Source organism: Streptococcus mitis (assembly GCF_946188695.1).
GTDB classification, from domain to species: Bacteria; Bacillota; Bacilli; order Lactobacillales; family Streptococcaceae; genus Streptococcus; species Streptococcus mitis_DF.
Map to the genome: position 1 here is coordinate 1 of NZ_CAMHWI010000003.1, position 20,831 is coordinate 20,831.

General features: G+C 40.6%; 20 protein-coding genes. 1 reads left to right on the forward strand and 19 read right to left on the reverse strand.

Annotated elements, in window-relative coordinates; all coding sequences use genetic code 11:
• Positions 1-190: 190 nt before the first annotated feature.
• The 14 genes from ileS to pbp2b form a co-directional block, all read right to left on the reverse strand.
• Positions 191-2,983: an isoleucine--tRNA ligase gene (gene ileS, locus N8L33_RS02170; RefSeq protein WP_261058242.1), complete on the reverse strand. Its 2,793-nt coding sequence runs from the start codon at positions 2,981-2,983 to the stop codon at positions 191-193.
• 252 nt (positions 2,984-3,235) lie between these two features.
• The gene (locus tag N8L33_RS02175) at positions 3,236-4,117 is read right to left on the reverse strand and encodes a DivIVA domain-containing protein (RefSeq protein WP_307877694.1); all 882 of its coding nucleotides are present in this window, start codon (positions 4,115-4,117) and stop codon (positions 3,236-3,238) included.
• Positions 4,118-4,125: 8 nt separating this feature from the next.
• Positions 4,126-4,911 carry a YlmH family RNA-binding protein gene (locus N8L33_RS02180; RefSeq protein ID WP_050203631.1) on the reverse strand — a complete coding sequence of 262 codons (786 nt, stop codon included), beginning with the start codon at positions 4,909-4,911 and terminating at the stop codon, positions 4,126-4,128.
• Positions 4,908-5,171 carry a YggT family protein gene (locus tag N8L33_RS02185; protein ID WP_153195717.1) on the reverse strand — a complete coding sequence of 88 codons (264 nt, stop codon included), beginning with the start codon at positions 5,169-5,171 and terminating at the stop codon, positions 4,908-4,910. Before N8L33_RS02185 ends, N8L33_RS02180 begins: the two co-directional genes overlap by 4 nt.
• Entirely contained in the window at positions 5,171-5,710 is a 540-nt protein-coding gene (locus tag N8L33_RS02190; RefSeq protein ID WP_261058244.1) for a cell division protein SepF, read from the reverse strand. The genes N8L33_RS02185 and N8L33_RS02190 overlap by 1 nt, the downstream gene beginning before the upstream one ends.
• 9 nt (positions 5,711-5,719) lie before the next feature.
• Positions 5,720-6,391 carry a YggS family pyridoxal phosphate-dependent enzyme gene (locus tag N8L33_RS02195; RefSeq protein ID WP_261058246.1) on the reverse strand — a complete coding sequence of 224 codons (672 nt, stop codon included), beginning with the start codon at positions 6,389-6,391 and terminating at the stop codon, positions 5,720-5,722.
• Between the two features lie 4 nt (positions 6,392-6,395).
• Positions 6,396-7,655 (reverse strand): cell division protein FtsZ, encoded by a 1,260-nt coding sequence (gene ftsZ / locus N8L33_RS02200; RefSeq protein WP_000144273.1) that lies wholly within the window; start codon positions 7,653-7,655, stop codon positions 6,396-6,398.
• Between the two features lie 16 nt (positions 7,656-7,671).
• Entirely contained in the window at positions 7,672-9,045 is a 1,374-nt protein-coding gene (gene ftsA, locus N8L33_RS02205; protein WP_000090384.1) for a cell division protein FtsA, read from the reverse strand.
• 218 nt (positions 9,046-9,263) lie between these two features.
• Positions 9,264-9,968, reverse strand: a complete 705-nt coding sequence (locus N8L33_RS02210) for a YwaF family protein (protein WP_261058248.1) — start codon at positions 9,966-9,968, stop codon at positions 9,264-9,266.
• A gap of 90 nt (positions 9,969-10,058) precedes the next feature.
• Positions 10,059-10,670, reverse strand: coding sequence for an NUDIX hydrolase N-terminal domain-containing protein (locus N8L33_RS02215; protein ID WP_261058249.1), 612 nt, complete (start codon positions 10,668-10,670; stop codon positions 10,059-10,061).
• The gene (locus N8L33_RS02220) at positions 10,657-12,030 is read right to left on the reverse strand and encodes a UDP-N-acetylmuramoyl-tripeptide--D-alanyl-D-alanine ligase (protein ID WP_261058250.1); all 1,374 of its coding nucleotides are present in this window, start codon (positions 12,028-12,030) and stop codon (positions 10,657-10,659) included. The genes N8L33_RS02215 and N8L33_RS02220 overlap by 14 nt, the downstream gene beginning before the upstream one ends.
• Before the next feature lie 84 nt (positions 12,031-12,114).
• The gene (locus N8L33_RS02225; RefSeq protein WP_061087706.1) at positions 12,115-13,158 is read right to left on the reverse strand and encodes a D-alanine--D-alanine ligase; all 1,044 of its coding nucleotides are present in this window, start codon (positions 13,156-13,158) and stop codon (positions 12,115-12,117) included.
• A 175-nt stretch (positions 13,159-13,333) separates the two neighbouring features.
• Complete coding sequence (recR, locus tag N8L33_RS02230; RefSeq protein ID WP_000966748.1) at positions 13,334-13,930, reverse strand: recombination mediator RecR; 597 nt, start codon at positions 13,928-13,930, stop codon at positions 13,334-13,336.
• A gap of 10 nt (positions 13,931-13,940) precedes the next feature.
• Positions 13,941-15,998 carry a penicillin-binding protein PBP2B gene (pbp2b, locus tag N8L33_RS02235; protein WP_261058251.1) on the reverse strand — a complete coding sequence of 686 codons (2,058 nt, stop codon included), beginning with the start codon at positions 15,996-15,998 and terminating at the stop codon, positions 13,941-13,943.
• A gap of 193 nt (positions 15,999-16,191) precedes the next feature.
• On the opposite strand from pbp2b, the gene N8L33_RS02240 reads away from it, so the two are divergent.
• On the forward strand, positions 16,192-17,043 hold the full coding sequence (locus N8L33_RS02240) for a MurR/RpiR family transcriptional regulator (RefSeq protein WP_261058252.1): 852 nt from the start codon (positions 16,192-16,194) through the stop codon (positions 17,041-17,043).
• Positions 17,044-17,104: 61 nt separating this feature from the next.
• On the opposite strand, the gene N8L33_RS02245 is transcribed toward N8L33_RS02240, so the two are convergent.
• From N8L33_RS02245 to N8L33_RS02265, 5 genes are all read right to left on the reverse strand, one after another.
• Positions 17,105-17,455, reverse strand: coding sequence for a type II toxin-antitoxin system RelE/ParE family toxin (locus N8L33_RS02245; protein ID WP_261058253.1), 351 nt, complete (start codon positions 17,453-17,455; stop codon positions 17,105-17,107).
• Positions 17,445-17,732 carry a type II toxin-antitoxin system RelB/ParD family antitoxin gene (gene relB / locus N8L33_RS02250; protein WP_261058254.1) on the reverse strand — a complete coding sequence of 96 codons (288 nt, stop codon included), beginning with the start codon at positions 17,730-17,732 and terminating at the stop codon, positions 17,445-17,447. The genes N8L33_RS02245 and relB overlap by 11 nt, the downstream gene beginning before the upstream one ends.
• A 96-nt stretch (positions 17,733-17,828) precedes the next feature.
• Positions 17,829-18,713: an ROK family protein gene (locus tag N8L33_RS02255; RefSeq protein ID WP_261058255.1), complete on the reverse strand. Its 885-nt coding sequence runs from the start codon at positions 18,711-18,713 to the stop codon at positions 17,829-17,831.
• A gap of 17 nt (positions 18,714-18,730) precedes the next feature.
• Entirely contained in the window at positions 18,731-19,648 is a 918-nt protein-coding gene (locus N8L33_RS02260; protein ID WP_261058261.1) for a dihydrodipicolinate synthase family protein, read from the reverse strand.
• Between the two features lie 68 nt (positions 19,649-19,716).
• Positions 19,717-20,820, reverse strand: coding sequence for a Gfo/Idh/MocA family protein (locus N8L33_RS02265; RefSeq protein WP_000241736.1), 1,104 nt, complete (start codon positions 20,818-20,820; stop codon positions 19,717-19,719).
• Positions 20,821-20,831 lie beyond the last annotated feature (11 nt).

The window sequence follows — 20,831 nt, forward strand, 5'->3', positions numbered from 1 at the left end:
TCAAAAAAGAAAGGACGAAATTTGTCCTTTCTCGAGCTTAGCTTTTCATCAACCCACTACAGTTGACAAAGAGCCAATAAATAAAAACGCATCGTATCAGATGTTCAAAAACGTGATACAATGCGTTTTATAGTCTATAAGATTAGTTGTCTTTTCTTCTCAAATTGAGTTTTCCCTAGACTTTTCAATCTTATTTCGCTTCAAATCCTTTTGCGACTGCGTCTGCAAAGTTTTCTTCTACGATGCTTGCACAGTGGTCACAGATAACTGCGTGGTAGCTGCGTTCTGCTGTTGTTGGGTCGATACGACGGCAACGGTCACATACTTGGCCTGCAGCGCGTTCAACTGTAAAGGCTACATCTTCGAAGCTTACGGCAGCTTCTGGAGCTGGTCCCTCTGCGATGGTCAATTCTGACACGATCAAAAGTTGAGCTACATTGCTGTTTACTGCTTCAAGTAGAGTTTTCACCACTTCATTTGGGTAAACTGTCAAGTGTGCTTCAAGTGATTTACCGATAACTTTTGCATTACGCGCTTCTTCCAAGGCTTTTTGAGCTTGTCCACGGAAGTCCATGAAGGCAGCCCATGTATCCAAGATTTCTTCTTGGTTAGCAAAAGTTTCCGCTTCTGGCAATTCTGATAATTGAACGAAGTCTTCAGCTTCAAACTCAAGATATGACCAGATTTCCTCTGCTGTGTGAGGAAGGATTGGTGTCAAGAGTTTGGTGATTTTCACAAGAATGTCATAGAAGACAGTCTGCATTTGACGGCGTTCCAGTGATTTGGCACCTTCGATGTAAACAACATCTTTAGCAAAATCAAGGTAAAAGGCTGACAAGTCAACGTTGATAAAGTTCACCAAGGCCTTGTAGATTGTCAAGAATTCAAAGTTTGCGTAAGCATCACGAATGGTCTTGACAAGCTGGTTAAATCGAATAGTCATGTACTTATCAACTGAGCGAAGCTCTTCGTATGCTACTGCGTCTTGAGCTGGGTTAAAGTCAGATGTATTGGCAATCAAGAAACGAAGGGTGTTACGGATTTTACGGTAAGTTTCAGAGACTTGGCTCAAGATATCCATAGAGATACGTACGTCGTTGCTTGAGTCAACACTTGTTACCCAGAGACGCAAGATTTCAGCACCAAATTGTTTTTCAACATCACTTGGAGCAATGGTATTTCCAAGAGATTTAGACATCTTCTCACCTTTACCATCAAGGGCAAAACCTTGTGACAAGATTTGTTTGTAAGGAGCCACGCCATGGTTGGCAACAGATGTGATGAGTGATGAGTTGAACCAACCACGGTATTGGTCTGAACCTTCTAGGTAAAGGTCTGCTGGGTAAGTCAATTCAGGACGGTTTACCACAACTCCATTCCATGATGAACCTGAGTCAAACCAAACGTCCATGATGTCTGTTTCTTTCTTGAATTCGCCATTTGGTGAACCTGGATGAGTAAATCCTTCTGGTAAGAGGTCTTTGGCATCACGTTCCCACCAAATGCTTGAACCATGTTCCTCAAATAGTTGAGCCACATGTTCAATCGTTTCAGCAGTCATGATCGCTGTACCATCTTCAGCGTAGAAAATTGGAAGCGGAACACCCCAAGCACGTTGACGAGAGATAACCCAGTCGCCACGGTCACGGATCATATTGTAAAGACGAACTTTACCCCATTCTGAGTGGAATTTCACCTTTTCAATTTCGTCCAAGATTTCTTGGCGGAATTTAGAAACTGAGGCAAACCATTGTGGTACTGCACGCCAGATGATTGGTTTCTTAGTACGCCAGTCAAATGGGTATGAGTGAGAGATTTCTTCTTGGGCAAGAAGGAGGTTACCAAGTTTTTCAATAACAGTTGGAACTACCTTTTCATAGAATTGACCTTCAAACTCAGGGCCAGCATTCTTCATCATGATACCACGTTCATCAACAGTCACTGCAACTTCAAGACCATTAGCAATACCAACATTGTAGTCGTCCTCACCAAAACCAGGGGCTGTATGGACAATACCTGTACCAGAGTCAGTTGTAACGTGGTCACCAAGAATAACCAATTCATCTACAGCTGTATCCCATGGGTGTTCTGTTACGATGTGGTTCAATTCTTGACCACGGTAAGTTGCCAAAACTTGAACATCAACCCAGCCAAATTTCTCAGACAAGCTAATCAACAATTCTGCAGCAACCACAAACTTACGATCTTCACCAGCAGGTTGAACCAAGACGTAATCAATATCCGCTCCGACAGTCAAACCACGAGAAGCTGTGATAGTAAATGGAGTAGTTGTCCAGACAACGATGTAGGTATCTGTATCTAGAACACCTTTGCCATCTTTTACTTTATTGGCATAGTAAAGGGAAGTTGAAACCAAATCATGGTATTCAATTTCCGCTTCGGCAAGGGCTGACTCAGATGACCATGACCAGTAAACTGGTTTTGCACCACGGTAGATATAGCCTTTATTAGCCATCTCACCAAATACACGGATTTGGGCTGCTTCATAGTCAGGAGTCAAAGTCACATATGGATTTTCCCAATCGCCAGAAACACCCAAACGTTTGAAGTCTTCGCGTTGTTTATCTACTTGAGAAAGAGCGTATTCACGGCAAAGTTTCAAGTACTCAACCAAGTCCATTTCTTTACGTTTGACACCTTGTTTTGCCAAAACTTGCTCGATTGGCAGACCATGAGTGTCCCAACCCGGGATAAATGGTGCGTAAAAACCTGACATAGATTTTGAACGAACAATAATATCTTTTGAAATCTTGTTCATAGCATGTCCAACGTGGATATTTCCGTTAGCGTATGGAGGGCCATCATGCAAGGTGAAATGAGGTTTTCCTTGGTTCAATTCTTGACGACGTTGGTAAAGTTTTGCATCTTCCCATTCCTTTTGCCAAACTGGCTCTTTGGTCGGAAGACCTGCACGCATTGGGAAAGCTGTTTTCCCAAGGTTAAGGGTATCTTTGAGTTTCATGGTATCTCCTTTATAAATAATAACAAATTAAAAACCACGACTGCCAAAAAGGACGAAAATCGTGGTACCACCTTTATTCGGAAAAAGATTTAGTCTTTCTCCCTCTTATCCCGTAACGTGGGGAACGTCAAATCTTACTCCATTCAGACTTGAGTTTTTGAGAGGATAATCTTATCGTTAGGGATTACAGGACTCACACCATCTCCTGCTCGCTGGAAATATAAGGATAAGATATTGTTCTCAGAATATTTCTTATAAAATTGTAACAGATTCTTGCGGTGCTTCAAATCCTGGTGCTGAATCAAACGTTTCTGTAGCTGGTGTTGGACCTGTCGGATGCACTGGAGCTACTTCTGGTTCTTCATACATTGGACCAACTGGATGAGCTGGTTCTTCTTCAATTTGAGGACTCACTACAGGAGTTGGGTTTTCCACTTCCTGTTTAGCTTGAGCTTCAAATTCAGCCAATTCTTTATTGGCTGCCTCAATACGAGCCTGTAACTCTGTCATTTCTTCTTGAGAAAATTGACGTGTCATATCAATTGGTTCTTCCTCAATTGGAGCTGGAATCGGTTCTCCAAGTACTTCGCTAACAACTTCTTTAAAGGCTTCATCACTTGTCTGAAGATAAGTAGCTGTTGGACGAAGAATATCTTCCCAATCTGAAGACTCAACAATAGCCAACTGACTCTCAATTGTAGATTTGAGACGTTGGTGGAAGACACGACTCTTGTTCTTCAATTCTTCGGTTTCAACAGCAACTTTCTTAGCATTGTCAGCAGCCTGACGAAGAATTTCATTTGCCTTGTATTTTGCTTCTTCCAATAATCGATGTGCATCCTGTTCAGCTTGATGAATAATATTATTTGAACGATCGTGTGCTGTTTGTTTCACCCTCTCAGCTGTATCTTGGGCAATCAATACAGACTGGCTCAACGAATCTTTCATCTCATCAAAGTAAGACAAACGCTCTTCCAAATTTTTAATATGTAAATCCTTATCATGATTAGAACGAACCAAATCTTCATAATCACGAACCACAATATCTAAAAATTCATCTACTTCTTCTGGATCAAAACCTCTAAAACGTGTGCTAAAGGTTTTATCTTTGATTTCTAACGATGTAATTGGCATATTTTTCCTCACTTACTTAATAATAACTGGACGGTTATTTTTTTCTTCTCTTTTTTTGTTTGTCCCTTATCTTGAAGCAACCTCAAGCGCCCAAATTTTCTCACACTAATCAAGTCTCCAACTTGAACAGTATAATCTGATTTGTCTACCACATGATAATTTACTTGGACAAGTTTCTTTTCAATCAACTGGTTTGCTTGATTCCTAGATAGTTTTAAAACATTTGATAAAAGAACATCTAATCTAAAACTAGACACGCATAAATCCAGCTCTCTATACTGTTCTAGCTTATCTATTTTCTCGGTGAAAGGACGTTCCTCCAGCGACACGGGTATACGGCCAATTTTCTTTAATCCATCTTGAAAGAGAAGAAGAAACTGCTGATTAATCATAATCTGCGCCCGTTCTTCATCTACTAGGATATCTCCAAAAAGTTTCCGTTCAATTCCCAATTGATTGATGACTGTCCCTAAAATCTTAGCATGCGTTAAGTGTTCAAATTTATTGGAATACACTATTTCCTGGAGAGATATTTCAAAATCTGAAAACTCTGGCTGAAAATAATCTGGATATAATAAAACTCGAACATACTCACTCGAGACGAATTCCCCACTACTGCTACAAGCAAGACCATAGGTTTTGGCCAAAATTTTTAATAGCTTCTCCTGATGAGGATTGATAAAAGGAGTTAAAAAAGGAGCATAGCTATCTTCTACCTTCTTTATCCATTCCATTCCCTTATCAAGAAAGGGACGATCTTCTATGGAGAAATGCTGGTAAATCCCTTTATTCATCCTATCATCGCCAGAAAACGGACTAGGTTTTCTCCTAAAAATCGAACCAAAACAATCGCAACCCAAACAGATAAATCAAGACCCGCTATCTGTAAAGGCAGGCGTTGTAAAGGAGCAAGCACTGGTTTTACCAATGCTATAATCCAACGACCTAAACTTGATTCGTAGGCACCTGGAAACCAAGACATGACAGCAAAGGCCACCAAAATCAGGGAGTAAATATCCACTGCATTATAAATCAGACGAATTAAAAAAATCATCATCGTACTCTATTTCGTCTCATATCAAAATCAAACTCACCCTGTTGATCTTCATCTGGTAAACGAATATCTTCAACATTTACAATAACATTCACTGGTGTCAACAGGTACATGGTAGAAGCTACCTTTTTCAAATTTCCAGCTAGAACATGGCAAGCTCCATCCAGATAATCTAAACAACGACGAGCTTGCACCTCTGTCATATACTGAAAATCAATTAAAATACTTTCGTTTCCTGCCAATAAATCAACAATTTCTGTTGCATCTTCATATTTTCTAGGATAACGAACATCAATTGTTACTTTTTCAGTAGAATGCTGATTTTGCTTTGCTAACTCTTGTTGACGTGCATGCAGTCTAGTAATATTATTTTCTTTTGTACTACTTGTGCTTGGTGTTTGATTCGTTGAGAGAGCCTTTTCCTGTGTAGAATTTACTGGAGTTAAAATGGGCTCATCTCGTTTTTCATTAGGGAGACTTAAATCCTCATCCTCCGTAAAATAATCTATAAATCTATCGAATCTATCTTTTAAAGACATGGTTCTCTCCTACTTAAAAAATGCTGTACCTATGCGAACAAAGGTGGAACCGAATTGAATCGCTTCTTTATAATCACGACTCATTCCCATGCTTAAGTCGGTCATAGGCATATTTGGAATTTGTTTTTCTTGGATTTCTTTTTGTAAATCTTGGGTCGCCTTGAAAATTTCTTTCAACTGCTCACTGCTAGCCTCAAAAGGTGCCATCGTCATTAAACCAACATATTCAATCTTATCTAGTTTGGCTAACTCTGGCAAGACTTCCAATAATTCTTCTCTCGAAAAGCCGTGTTTACTTTCTTCTTTAGAAATATTTACTTGAAGGAAACACTTGATGACTCGGTCACTTCTTTTTTGGATTTCCTCTGCTAGCTTTACTGAATCCAATGCATGGAAATAATCAACGTATTGAATGACATCTTTCACCTTACGTCTTTGCAAGGTACCAATCAAATGCCAAGTCACATCTCGATCTTTTAAAGCTTGATATTTCTCTAGAAACTTATCTACACGATTTTCACCGATATGATGAACCCCTAGCGGAAGCAATGCTTCCACTGTCGGTACATCTACATACTTGGTAACTGCAATGACAGAGACTGAGCCACTCTCGCGATGAGCACTCAGACTTGCTTCTGCGACTTCTCGAAAAACACGTTCTGTATTTTCTTTTACATTCATTTACTTAACGATTTTTGAAAAATGGAGGTGTATCCAACTCATCTTCATCTTGTGAATTTGGAATTTCAAAACGTTCTACCGGTGACACTACTGAATCAGTCGGACGAACAATTGTCTCGCGACGTAAATCCCAATCACCAAAAGCAGATCCTTGAGCTTGTTCCGAGCGACGTTGATTTTGTTTTGGCAATTCAGCTGTTTCTGCCATATCAAAATGACGATCAAAGCCATGTGAATGAGCTGGTTTTACTGTCTCACGGTAGTTGGTAGTAGGTCTAGCTTGTGGAGCTACTACCTTTTCTACGCGGTCTTGACGAACACCCGTTGCGACAACTGTTACACGAATTTCATCACGCATACTTTCATCAATTGAAGTACCGAGCCAGATGTTTACTCCTTGACCTGCTGCCTGGTTCACAATTTGTGAAGCCTCTTCTGCCTCAATCAAGGTTAAGTCAAGACCACCAGTTACGTTGACAATCACATCTTCTGCTCCATCAATTGTTGTTTCAAGAAGTGGAGAGTAAATTGCCTTACGTGCTGCTTCAACCACACGTTCTTCTCCACTACCGATACCAATACCCATAAGAGCATTCCCTTTATTTGCCATAACTGTTTTCACATCGGCAAAGTCAAGGTTAATCAATCCTGGATTGGTAATCAAATCGGTAATTCCTTGAACACCTTGACGAAGAACGTTATCTGCCTCGCTAAGAGCTTCAAGAAGTGGAGTTTTCTTATCAACAATTTCAAGCAAGTTGTTGTTTGAAATAATCAATAGAGTATCTACATGCTCACGAAGTTGATTGATTCCTTCTACAGCAAATTGTCCACGTTTGCTTCCTTCAAAACCAAACGGACGTGTTACAACACCAACTGTAAGAGCACCTAAATCTTTGGCGATACGAGCAATAACAGGAGCAGCTCCAGTTCCAGAGCCTCCTCCCATACCAGCAGTGATGAAGACCATATCTGCGCCACTGATAGCTTCCGTCAATGTTTCTTCGCTTTCTTCAGCAGCTTTACGACCAACCTCAGGTTGACCTCCTGCACCCAAACCACGAGTCAATTTAGGTCCCAACTGAATAACAGTCTCAGCTTTTGTACTACTCAATGCTTGTACATCTGTGTTTGCTGCGATAAATTCTACGCCTGTAACACCTTCGTCGACCATACGGTTGATGGCATTGCCACCACCTCCACCGACACCAATTACTTTAATCACTGCACCTTGAGCAGCAGCTGTATCAAATGAAAATGTCATAATTTATTTTTCCTCTTTATTCGTCAAACATGCTTCCGATCAAGCCACGGAAACGATCTGCTAATTTCGGTTTATTTTGTGAAGCTTGTTGGAAATCCGCCATTGGTTCTGTAGGCGCCACCGGCTCTACTTCTGGAGCAGGGGCTGGTTGAACAGGCGTTGATTGTACAAACTGAGCTGTTTTCTGAATCATTCCCCCAAAACTAAGCGGTTGTTGGAATAATCCTTCATCACCCTTGACTGCTCGTTGAGCCAAGAGATGTACTTCTGTCAATTGTCCCGCGAATTCTGATAGACTAATCACATGCGCAAAGGCTGGATTGCGAATACCAACTTGGTTTGGAACATAAAGCTTGACACGAACACCAAAAACTTCTTGAGCAAGTTCCACAATACCCGGTAAAATAGCGGTTCCACCAATCAAAACAATGCCACCAGGAAGATCCAATAAATGTCTTCTGTCTAAGTCTTGTTTGATTTGTTCAAAAATATGCTTAATTCGTGCAGAAATAATCTCTGACAAGTAATTTTCTGTTACTTCAACAGGTTCTACTTCCCCGATCACTTCGACTTGGAATGTTTCTTTACTTGCGAGAGGAGGATAAGCCTCTCCATAGTTTAATTTCAAACCTTCGGCTAGTTTCTGTGATGTCTTCAAGACTTTAGAGATATCCTTAGTTACATAATCTCCGCCTTCTTGGAGAATATTGGTAAACTGAAGTTCTTGGTTACGGATTGTAGCGACAGTCGTTTGACCTGCACCCATATCAATCACTGTAGCACCAAATTCACGTTCACCTTCATTCAAAATAGATTGAACCATTGCTAGTGGTGAAATAATAATATTTTCAACCTGAACACCTGCACGTTCAACTGTCTTACGTAGGTTATGTAAAATAGTGCGAGGGCCTGTATAAAGTAAACCACGCATTTCAAGGCGAACCCCCATCATACCACGTGGGTCACGAATCCCTTGAAAACCATCCACAATAAATTCCTCAGGAATGAATGTGATAACTTCACGATCAGGTGTCATACTCTTTGTCAAAGCTGATTTGACAACATTTTCGACATCTTGATCCATAATTTCCTTGGTATCAGATGTTACTGGAATCATTCCTTGAGTTGGTTCTACCTGTAAGAGATTAGCTGGTAAACCAACATTCACTGATTTAATTGAGATGCCTGCTTTTTCTTCTGCTTGGGAAATTGCTGATTTGATAGCAGTTGCTGCTGCATCAATATCAACAATAATTCCATCCTTTACACCTTTACTTTTGGCATTACTCACGCCAATTACATTTAATTCACCATTTCTCTGCTCGGCTACAAGCACCTTGACAGAGCTCGTTCCAATATCTAGACCTGTAAAAAAGCCTTCTCTAGCCATTACATCGCATCCTCTCTATCTTCCAAGTTTCTAACTTCGTAATATTCAATAGCTAAACGTGGGCATAGCTATTCACAGAATATTATAACACAAAAAATCTCATCGTGCTCAGTTTTTTCCTAAATTTACTAGCCAATTTTTTTGTTTTTCTGTTCAGAAATTCATTCACTGTAAACTTTATCAACAATCTGTCTATTGCCAAAAAAGAAAGCTCATTTCTAAGCTTTCTTTGCAATCATTTTTTCTGCTTCTTGTTCTAAAAATAGTTCCAAGATTTTCTTGGTCAAGGTAATCGCTGCCGACAAGGCCAGAGAAACGATTAAATAATTAGCTACTAATCCATGATCTCCAACCAATGGCGGTTTTGTCAAGAATCCGTAATCACCACCTGTTACCAAATTGACCACAAAAATCAAGGCATTTAGGACAAAGGTCATGAGAAAAATTCCCTTCACATCCAGTACTCGCGCATTATACTGTCTCAAGAGATAAACTAGAGAGTTCCCCAAGAGAGCTAAGTGCCCAAAGATAAAGGACAAGATGGCAATATGGGGGAAAGGATAGGCATCTGGCACTGGATAAACAAAGGCTGCTAATGTTCCGAATGTCCCTAGCAATGCAAAATACTGCCGATATTTGGACTGACCAGGAAGCAAGAGTACCACAAACATGGCCATACGACAATGGTAAAAGGGTAAGCTTTCTGACAGTGGCATATGATTGACCCAGTACCAACCATAAAGAAGGATTAGCTGAACAGCCTGTAAAATCTGGAAAAATCGTTGGTAAACCTTCTTTTCACGATAACGATAGGCTGTATAAAAGGTCAAGGCCAAGAGTGTAAATATACTGACATACCAAAAAAGATCAAACTTGGGTGGCTCTGTTGCTTGGGTCGTAAAGAAAATATCCCATAAATTCATCTAGTCTTCCTCATGATTCAAAATTTTCCTGCATTTTATTATACCATGCTATTTAAGAAAAATGAATTTAGAAATACGATAATCATCTTCTTAGTCAAGATATTGCTCCCTCTGACCTTGATAAACCTGCCAAAGAATCTCTATTTGCTCCTTGGTAATGCGTTTTTCAGACAAGTTCGGCAGCTGGTCAATGGCAAAAAATTGAAGTTCAGCGATTTCTTGATTTTCTTGAAATTGTCCATCAAGAAGCTTACATCCAAAAACAAACTTTGTATACTGTTTGCTCTGTAGTTGGAAACGATTGGTATCAAAAACAGCTAGTAGTCGTTCAACTTTGGCTTTAAAACCGGTTTCTTCTTCAATTTCCTTGAGAATATTTTCAGTTGGTGAATAACCGACCTCGCCAAAGCCACCTGGCAAAGCCCAACTATCCTCTCCTTGTCCCCTAACCAGACAAATCTTTTCGTCCTCAACAATCCAAGCACGGACGTCCATTAACGGAGTCGCATAAGCAGAAGTTGGCTTCAAGACTTCTGCCACTTCTTCGGCATCAAGGTCTGATGCTTGATTCAACATTTCAGATAAAAGGCCTCGCAAGTCTTCGTAGCGCTCACGGTCAAACGGATCTTTTGTAAAGGTTAATCCAGTATCTGTAATGGCAATCATTCTTTGCAAATACTTGACAAAATCACTTGTCTTCATTTTCTAAACTTTCTACCAACTTGGCTAGATTCATAGAGTTAGAGCCTTTGAGCAGGATTTGGTCGTGGACTCCTAGACTTTCCTTGACCTGCTTGACTAGGTCTTCAAATTGGTCCTGGTCTTCTGTCTTCTTGAAGTAGAAAACGTGGCCAATTGGGAACATTTGACTAGCAAGTTGGGCCAATTCTGCGATATCTTCTCCATAGAAAATCACGGTATCAATCACATCTGGCGAGAGACTCAAAATCATCTGGTTATGGAGTTGAACAGACTGGTCACCGAGTTCCTTCATATCCGCCAAGACTGCAATTTTCTTGCCCCCTTCATTGGCTGGGATGGCAAAGAATGTCTCCAAAATTAACTTCATAGCAGTTGGATTAGCATTATATACGTCAGACAGAATATCTGCTCCATTGGCTGCTTTCTTCCACTCGGTACGGTTACGCGTCAATTCAAGATTTTGGAAGGCCTGACGAATTTTCTCCTCTGAAACTCCTTCTTGCAGGGCAACATAGGACGCAATCATAGCATTAGTGGCATTGTACTTGCCAGTCACTGGCAAATCAAGGGCTTGGTCCAAGAAATTAGTCTTAAAGGTCAGACTATCCTTGCGCTCAATCAAGTCTGTTATTTCCAGCTCTGCTCCTTGCCCAAAACGAACCACCTTTTTATCAGCTGGCAAGTAGTCCTCTACAATGGAGTCAGCTGGTGCCAAAAGCAAAGAACCCGAAGCCATACCATCTGCAATTTGCATTTTTCCCTTGGCAATTTCCGAACGGTCTTTGAAAAAGGCTAAATGAGCCTCTCCAACCAAGGTCACAATGGCTGTCTTTGGATGGGCCAGTTCTGACAAGAGATGGATATCTCCCAAGTGATCCTGACCCATCTCCAAGACCAACTTTTCTGTTCCTTCAGGCATATGGAGAACTGTATAAGGAAGGCCAATCTCGTTATTGTAATTGCCTTGTGTTTTGTAGGTTTTGTAGGTTGTTGATAGCAAATGCGCCAACATATCCTTGGTCGTCGTCTTACCATTTGAACCCGTTACAGCAAAGACATCAACAGCTGTTTTCTCAAGATAGTAGGCAGCTAGTGATTGAAAGGCAGCCAAAACGTCGTCTACTAGAATGTAGGGGTGATTTGCGATTTCTTTCTCAGACAGGGTTACAGCAGCACCATTTTCAAAGGCTGTTTCGATAAAGTCATGGCCATCACGCGCACCTTTGAGGGGCACAAACAAGTCCCCTTCCTCAATCAAACGACTGTCAAACTCAGCCTTTTCCAACTGGATGTCCTCAAAGATGCTGACATCATTTTTCACCCCAACAGCTTGGGCAACTTCGTGGATAGTTAATTTCATTTCTACTCCTTTAAAAAGGGTCGGAGCCCGAGAACTCTAGTCACCTTGTAGTGATGGTTCTGGCTCCTACCCCTTCTTTCATTTTTATAGCAAATGCGCTTCGCGCTTGTCAAAACTTTCCTTGGCAAGGTCAACCAAACGCTCGATTAGGTCTGGGTAGCTGATTCCCATATTGTCCCAAAGTAATGGATACATTGACCACTGGGTGAAACCTGGCATGGTATTGAGCTCATTTAGGAAGATTTCTCCCTTATCTGTATAAAAGAAATCACAACGAGATAAGCCTAAACCACCAATGGCACGGAAGGCCGTTTCTGCATTTTGACGCATGACAGCTATCACATCATCACTGATTTTAGCTGGGATATCCATGGTAATCTTGTTGTCAATATACTTGGCATCGTAGTCATAAAAGGCAACATCCTTGACTACTTCTCCTGGTAGCGTACTTTTGACATCGTAGTTTCCCAAGAGTCCAACCTCGATTTCACGGGCATTGACCCCTTGCTCTACCAAAACACGACTGTCATATTGAAAGGCAAGTTCCAAAGCCTGACGGAGTTCTTCTTGATTTTCAGATTTAGAAATACCGACACTTGAACCCATGTTTGACGGCTTAGTGAAGACTGGATAAGTCAATTTTTCTTCCACTTCAGCGATTTTAGAAGTCATATCATCACCTTCAACGATAGCCACATAAGGAACTTGAGCAATGCCAGCAGATTCTAACACACGCTTGGTCGTGATTTTGTCCATGGCAAGACTGGATGACAAAATATTGCAACCAACATAAGGCATTTTCAAAACTTCGAGGAAGCCTTGAACAGAGCCATCTTCTCCCATCGGACCATGAAGAACTGGAAAGACAACTGCCCCTTCTTCGTAGATAGCACTTGGTGCAACTTTCTTATCCCAATCAATGGTTTCATTGGTCATAAGACGATCCTCTTGCCCAGGAGTCTGGCTAAATTCCTGCGTTTTGATAAAGTCACCTGACTGACTGATAAAGAAAGTCTTGACTGCGAAACGATCATAGTTAACCGCACGCATGACACTTTCTGCTGAAAGGACAGAGACTTCACGCTCTGCACTCCGTCCACCGTATAAAAGAATAATCGTTTGTTTCATATTACTTGTCCTAATTCTACTAGAATACTCGCTCTTTAGTATATCATATTTGCTTCTTTTTTGAAACTTGAACCCGATACTGGTCTTAAAGTAATCTAAAAAGAGACCGATAAAACAAATATCGATCTCCTTGATTTTTTGTATAAATGAATTTAGTTTATTAATTTATCTAGACTTACAGCTCTGTCCGATTTTCAATGGCTCGTAAGAGTGTAACTTCGTCCGCATACTCGATATCTGCCCCCACAGCAAGACCTCGTGCCAGACGCGTAACCTTAATACCAGCTGGCTTGAGTAAGCGTGAAAGATACATGGAAGTCGCTTCCCCATCTGCCGTGGCATTGGTTGCTACGATGACTTCTGAAACCTCACTATCCATGAGACGAGTCATGAGGCTCTTGAGATTGATATCATCTGGGCTGATGCCATTCATGGGGGAAATCAGGCCATGCAAAACATGATAAAGTCCATGATATTCTTGGATATTTTCCATGGCCGCCACATCACGACTATCCTCTAGCACCAAAATCGTTGTCTGGTCACGACTTGGATCGGTACAGATAGAGCAAGGATCGTCATCAGTCAAACGACCACAGATGGAGCAATAGGTCAGCTCTCTCTTAGCAGAAAGGAGATTTTTTGCAAATTCATTGACATCATCATCAGACATCCCAATCGTATAAAAGGCCAGACGCGTAGCCGTCTTAATCCCGATACCTGGTAACTTAGAATAACTGTCAATCAGCTTAGCAATAGGTGTTGGATAAAGCATAAATTCCTTTCTAGTTCATTGGATGGTATTTTTGATACAGATTGATAATATCACGCGCAATGGAAGGTCCTACACCATTTGTTAGATTGGTATTATGAGGAAAGACCACTGCAACAGCGATTTGAGGATTATCAGATGGAGCATAGGCCACCGCATTGGTATTGGTTGCTTCCTGACCATCTGCCACATAGCTTTCGGCTGTACCCGTTTTTCCGCTAATGGATACCAAGGCACCATTTGAAAAGGCACGGCCAGTTGTCAACCCACTAGTCCCATGAGCAACCTGATAAAATCCTTGGTGCAAGATTGCCATATCTGATTCAGAAATATTGACCTTGTTGATTTCCTTGGTATCTATTGCTTGGATTAATTCCCCAAGGCCACCCTTATCATTATTTCCATAAATACCTTCAACAATACGAGGAGCCACACGAACACCATCATTTGCAATAGTTGCTACATACTGAGCCAACTGCATGGGCGTATAGTTATCAAACTGCCCAAAGGCATTGGTGATGTAATTAGCAAAGCTATACTCTTTGGGAACAAATCCAGTAGATTCATCTGGTAGGTCAATTCCGGTCGCAGCCCCCAAGCCATATTCGCCAAAGGTCGCACGAAGTTTTCCCATAGCTGTTTCCAAATTGCTGGTTCCAACAAACATATTTGGTTGATAGGTCTGGCCCATGATTCCAAGAGCGGTTTGAACCATGTAAGCATTAGATGAATACTCCAAGGCTTCCACAGCTGTAATAGGAAAAGATCCATATGCCAATTTATACCAAGAATAAATTGGAGCTGAACCTTGGAAAACAATAGGCTGATCTGTTAAGGTTTGGTTTCCTGATAAAACACCATTTTCCCAACCTGAGCTGATGGTAGCGGCCTTAACTACTGACCCTGGGACAAAGACATTGGTTACCGTTCCCAAGGAATCAGGCGTCAAGTCTCCCGTTTTCAGGTCATGTTTGAGTCCTGACATAGACAAAACAGCACCTGTTTTGGGGTTAAGGGCGACTGCATACACACCCTCAGAATACTTGGCTCCACCATTTCCTAGCTCGGAATTGAAATAACTTTTCAGCAAAGCATCCACGCTATCTTGGAAGGCCAAATCAATGGTCAGTTTGATATTGTTTCCCTTACTACCTTCCTCAATTGTGTCCACGCTTTCCATATTGCCATATTTATCCAGATGGATTTCTTTTACCGAGCGTTTTCCTTGTAAGGTCTCTTCATATTGCTTTTCCAAATAGGAGGTTCCAACACGGTCATTTAGAGAATAGCCTTTTTTAAGATAGGATTCTGCTTCTTCCGCTGGGAGACCAGCTTTTTCACTCGATACACTACCTACTATAGAAGAAAGGGAAGTCTCTAGAACTTTTCGATCCCATGAAGTTGAAATACTGACACCGGGTAATTGTTTCGAAGCAGAGGCAATCAGAGCAATCTGGGTATCTGTCAAGGCATCTGTCACAATGGTTCCTGTCGCAAAGTTTCCAACGGCATTTAACTGACTAAAAAGATAGATTTCTTTCTTTTCATCCTCTGTATAGTTTAGTTGACTCGCTTGAACGCTATCGACCGCATTGTTATACAGTTCTGATTCGGATAGGCGATTACCATCTGAATCCAAGCGTTTCTCACTTGGGAGAGCCTCCACTGTTTTTTTATAGATTTCAGGATCAGCTAAATAGTAATCTGCCAGCTGGCGTTCTGTCAAATTTGGCGAACTGATGCTCACATATCCCAGTAACTGACTAGCAATCTGTTTTAAATCTTTAGCCGTCATTTTATTACTACGCGTAAAGGAAACAACCTGCTTTAACGTATTTTCTACCAAAGGTTTTCCACTAGCATCATAAATTTCCCCACGGGCAGAACTGGTTGTGACCTTGGTCTGACTAGCTGAGGCTAGCTTTTTTTCGTAAAAATCCTTGTTCAAAACCTGCATATACAACAAACGACCAATAATGGTCATAAAGAGTAAAATGACAATTGAAAACAATAAATTAAGCCGAATCGGAATCGAATGGCTGTTAAATTTTCTCATACAAATCAGTCTCATTTCTAACTTAAAATCTTACTCTTCATTGTACCATAATTTGAGCAGAAAATTATGGAAAAGTAAGAAGCTTTTTTTCGTTTTTACAGTAAGATACGTTTTTATTTATTCATCCCTATATTATATGTTATAATGAATGTAAAAGTTCAATAATCTATCCTTTTTCCAATACGACTCATTTAAAGGAGCCTTCCCTATGGACAAACCAGATATCGCAACTGTCATTGATTCACATTTTGAAGAAATGACAGACCTAGAGCAAGAAATCGCTCGCTATTTTTTGCAAGCTGAAACGATTACAGATGATTTATCTTCTCAACAAGTCACTCAAAAATTACATATCTCTCAGGCTGCACTAACTCGCTTTGCTAAAAAGTGTGGCTTTACTGGCTACCGAGAATTCATTTTCCAATACCAACATCAGGCAGAAAATCAAGCTAACCAAGTCTCCAAGCACAGTCCACTGACCAAACGAGTCCTCAGAAGCTATAGCAATATGAGGGAACAAACACAAGACTTGATTGACGAAGTCCAACTAGAACGAATTGCCCAATTAATCGAAGATGCTGAGCGTGTCTACTTCTTCGGAACAGGTAGTTCTGGCCTTGTCGCTCGTGAAATGAAATTGCGCTTCATGCGTCTGGGTGTGGTCTGCGAAGCCTTAACTGACCAAGACGGCTTTGCCTGGACAACCAGTATTATGGATGAAAATTGTCTCGTACTTGGTTTCTCACTTTCTGGCACAACACCTTCTATTTTAGATAGTCTATTAGATGCCAAGGAGATGGGGGCAAAGACTGTACTCTTTTCAAGTGTTCCTAGTAAAGATATCCAGACCTATACAGAGACTGTTCTTGTAGCTACCCACAGCCAGCCTTCCTATATCCAACGAATATCCGCTCAACTTCCTATGCTCTTCTTTATCGATTTGATTTACGCCTACTTTTTGGAAATCAATCGTGAAAGTAAGGAGAAAATTTTTAATAGCTACTGGGAAAATAAAAAACTCAACGGCTATCGTAGACAAAAACGTGTGAGAAAATCCTAGTTTGGTTGAGTCAAACTAGGATTTTTATTCATCACCAAATATACCTCTTCAAGATTATGAATTAGTCATATCTTGACTTAGTCTTGAATAATTTCATGTAATCACTTTTTGAAGGGAGTAAATAAGCAAGTCTGACGGTATCATCAACAATTGTATATAATACGATGTAATCCTTACTCAAGGTCAATCCTCGCGTTTGGTAGCGAGGGTCTAATTTCTTACCAAATTTTTCATCGGCATCAAATCCAGCTTGGGGGAAAATTTCTAGCCGATTAATATCTTTTCTGATACTCGCCACTTTTCGTCTCGCAGCCTCTACAGAACCGATTTCCTCCGCTATATACTGATATATTTTATCCAGACTATCAATCACTCTAGGAGAATACAAAATCCTATATCTTTTATAATCCATAGCGTGTCACGACATCCTCATCTGTCAAGTAATTTCCAGCCTCAATCTTGGCATAACTTTCTTGAACTTCTGCTTGTAATTGTCTAAACAAATACTCCTTCTCTAATTCCTCTTCACTCAGTAAATCTACTTCATTTGTTACGGCAACATTCTTTAAAAATAATCTGAGTGCCGATGAAAGAGAGAGATTTTTTTCTTTTAACACTTCCATGGCATCATTTACTAATTCTCTATTAGCTTGGAAGGTCACAATTTTATTTGAACTTACTATAGCCATTTTATATAACTCCCTTATATATTTTCTTTATTATCTCATAATTATAAAGAAAGTCAAGAGGCTTTGATTTGAAAATCCTAGTTTGGCTGAGCCAAACTAGGATTGTTTTGTCTTGAAATGATAATAAGCACCCAACATCCCTGCTGTATTTTGATGATGAGCAAATTCTAATCGTGTTTTTTCAGCTAGGCTTGGTACCAAAGCCTCTTTCAAGGCTGTGCGGATCTTGGGTTTGAGAATAGCCTCTTGTCCCATGATACCGCCACCGAGAATGACTACTTCTGGATTGACCACATAGCAAATATTTGCCAGACCTTTTCCTAGATAGTCTACCATACGGTCAATACCAGCCATACAAATCTTGTTGCCTTCAGTGGCTTCCTTAAAGATGCGTCGGCCATTCCACTGATCAACTGGATCTCCATGACCTGCCGCTACATACTCTACCAAGGCTGTTGTAGAAGCCAAGTCTTGGAATGCTCCATCCTGCATATGCATATAACCGACTTCACAGGCTGAATTACTAAAACCATGGAAGACTTTCCCATCCATAATCAAGCAACCTCCGATACCTGTTCCAATGGTCAAGCAAAGGGTGACACTCGCTCCCTTACCTGAACCAGATACTGCCTCAGCTAGACCTGCACAGTTGACATCATTTTCAATCTCACAAGGAATCGCAAAGCTAGTCTCGATTTCCTTCTTGAACCGGGTTCCTGCGTAGTTAGGAATTTGAGGCCCAGCATAGAAAATCTCACCCTTGTCAGGATCCACCATTCCTGCTGAAGAAATGGCAACACCTGCTACTGATCCTTTTTCTAAATAGCTAGCTACGATATCTTTGGTCTTTTGTAAGATATGAGGTCCACCCTTATGCGCCTCTGTTGGCATTTCATGCGATTCAACAAGTTGGCATTCTTGGTCGATCAAACCATATTTGATGTTGGTTCCACCGATATCAATTGCAACGTAGTGTGTCATAAATACCTCCTTATGAATTAGAGGAAGCGCTCCTTGGTTTCACGAATCAAGGCAGCAGCTGCTTCTACAACTGGACGATCTTCTTCAGTCACTGGTGTCAATGGTGAACGAACAGAACCAATATTTAAACCTTCATTGATCTTCAAGACTTCTTTAATAACACCATACATATTTCCATGTGCAGCAGTCAATTTGCCAATGATAGCGTTGATAGCATACTGCAATTCACGCGCTGTTTCCAAATCTTTATCAGCAATCAATTGATTGAGTTTCAAGAAGAGTTCTGGCATAGCACCGTAAGTACCACCGATACCAGCCCTAGCACCCATGAGGCGTCCTCCTAGGAACTGCTCATCTGGACCGTTAAAGACGATATGGTCTTCCCCACCAAGGCTCACAAAGGTTTGGATATCTTGAACTGGCATAGAAGAGTTCTTAACACCGATAACACGAGGATTTTTCAACATTTCAGTGTAAAGACTTGGAGTCAGAGCAACTCCTGCCAATTGAGGAATGTTGTAAATCACATAGTTTGTATTTGGAGCTGCAGAACTAATATCGTTCCAGTACTTAGCAACTGAGTATTCTGGTAAGCGGAAATAAATAGGTGGAATCGTCGCAATGGCATCTACACCCAAGCTTTCAGCGTGGCGAGCAAGTTCCATACTGTCTTTTGTATTGTTGCAAGCAACATGGGCAATAATAGTTAATTTACCTTTGGCAACTGCCATGACTTCTTCCAAAATCAACTTGCGGTCTTCAACGCTTTGGTAGATACATTCACCAGAAGAACCATTGACATAAAGACCTTGAACACCTTTATCAATGAAGTATTGAACCAAGGCACGTGTACGCTCTGGACTTACTTCTCCTTGATCATCATAACATGCGTAGAAGGCTGGAATGACACCTTCGTATTTTTTTAAATCTGACATAGATTTTCTCCTAACTTATTTCCGAAATGAGGGGAGAAAATAAATTTTTCATCCCCTTTATATTCTGTTTATTTTACAATTTCTGACAATTTTACTTTGCGATCTTCAAACATCGATTGGGTACAAGCATCTGCAGTAGCAATTGCTTCTAGAGCAGCTTCACCTGTCAATAGTTTTGCAAATTCTTCTGATACTGGAGCTCCTTGCATAATCTCATGCAAATAGCGCATTTCTTTATCAATGACAGATGATAACCATAATGGAGTACGTTTACCTGGTTTACCATAAGCAATTGCTCCATCCATCTCTGTACTATGATAGATACGAGTACGATCATCATCTTCTTCTTGCGATTCATGAATCAAGAAATAACTTTCTTGTCCATCTAGCTTAAGAGTTCCTTTACAGTTGAATAAGTCTAAACGGATGGCACCTTTCGTTCCTTGGATTAAGACATAATGTTCACCCCAACGATAAGCTGAACCCCATTCTAACAAAGCAAATCGCTTATTAGAAAATTCCATATTGACAAAAATCATATCATCTTCATCACCGAAATTTTCACCTTCGTGGGCCACATTTCCACCTGTCATGGTTACAGTTTCAGGCATGCCACCCATAAGGAATTGTACGCAATCCAATTCATGAATATGGTGATACAAGTGACCACCTGATTTTTCACGAATTTTTTTCCATGATACTGACGGTTGTTGTTCTTCCCAACCATTACGAGCTGTGTGACAATATAGAACGTCTCCGATGACTCCTTGATTAATTAGTTCTTTTGCATGATGGACACCATTAAAGAAGTTCATAATATGTCCTGCCATAAAGGTTACATTATTTTCTTTACATGCATCTACCATCTCACGACAATCTTGATAAGAAAGCGCAATTGGTTTTTCACAGAAAACATTTTTACCATGTTGTGCAGCCTTAATAACCGGTTCCTTATGAAGATTATTTGGAGTTGCGACGATAACACAATCTACTTCATCGCTAGAAACCAACTCATCTAGGGAACTTGCTACTTTTGCTCCCAATTCTTCTGCAATAGCCTCTGCATTATCTGGATCATAGAGAAGAGTAATCTCTGCTCCATCATTCTTTTGCATATAACGAGCCAACTCAGCTCCAAAATATCCTGTTCCAACAACACCGTATTTAACCATGTTTTTTCTCC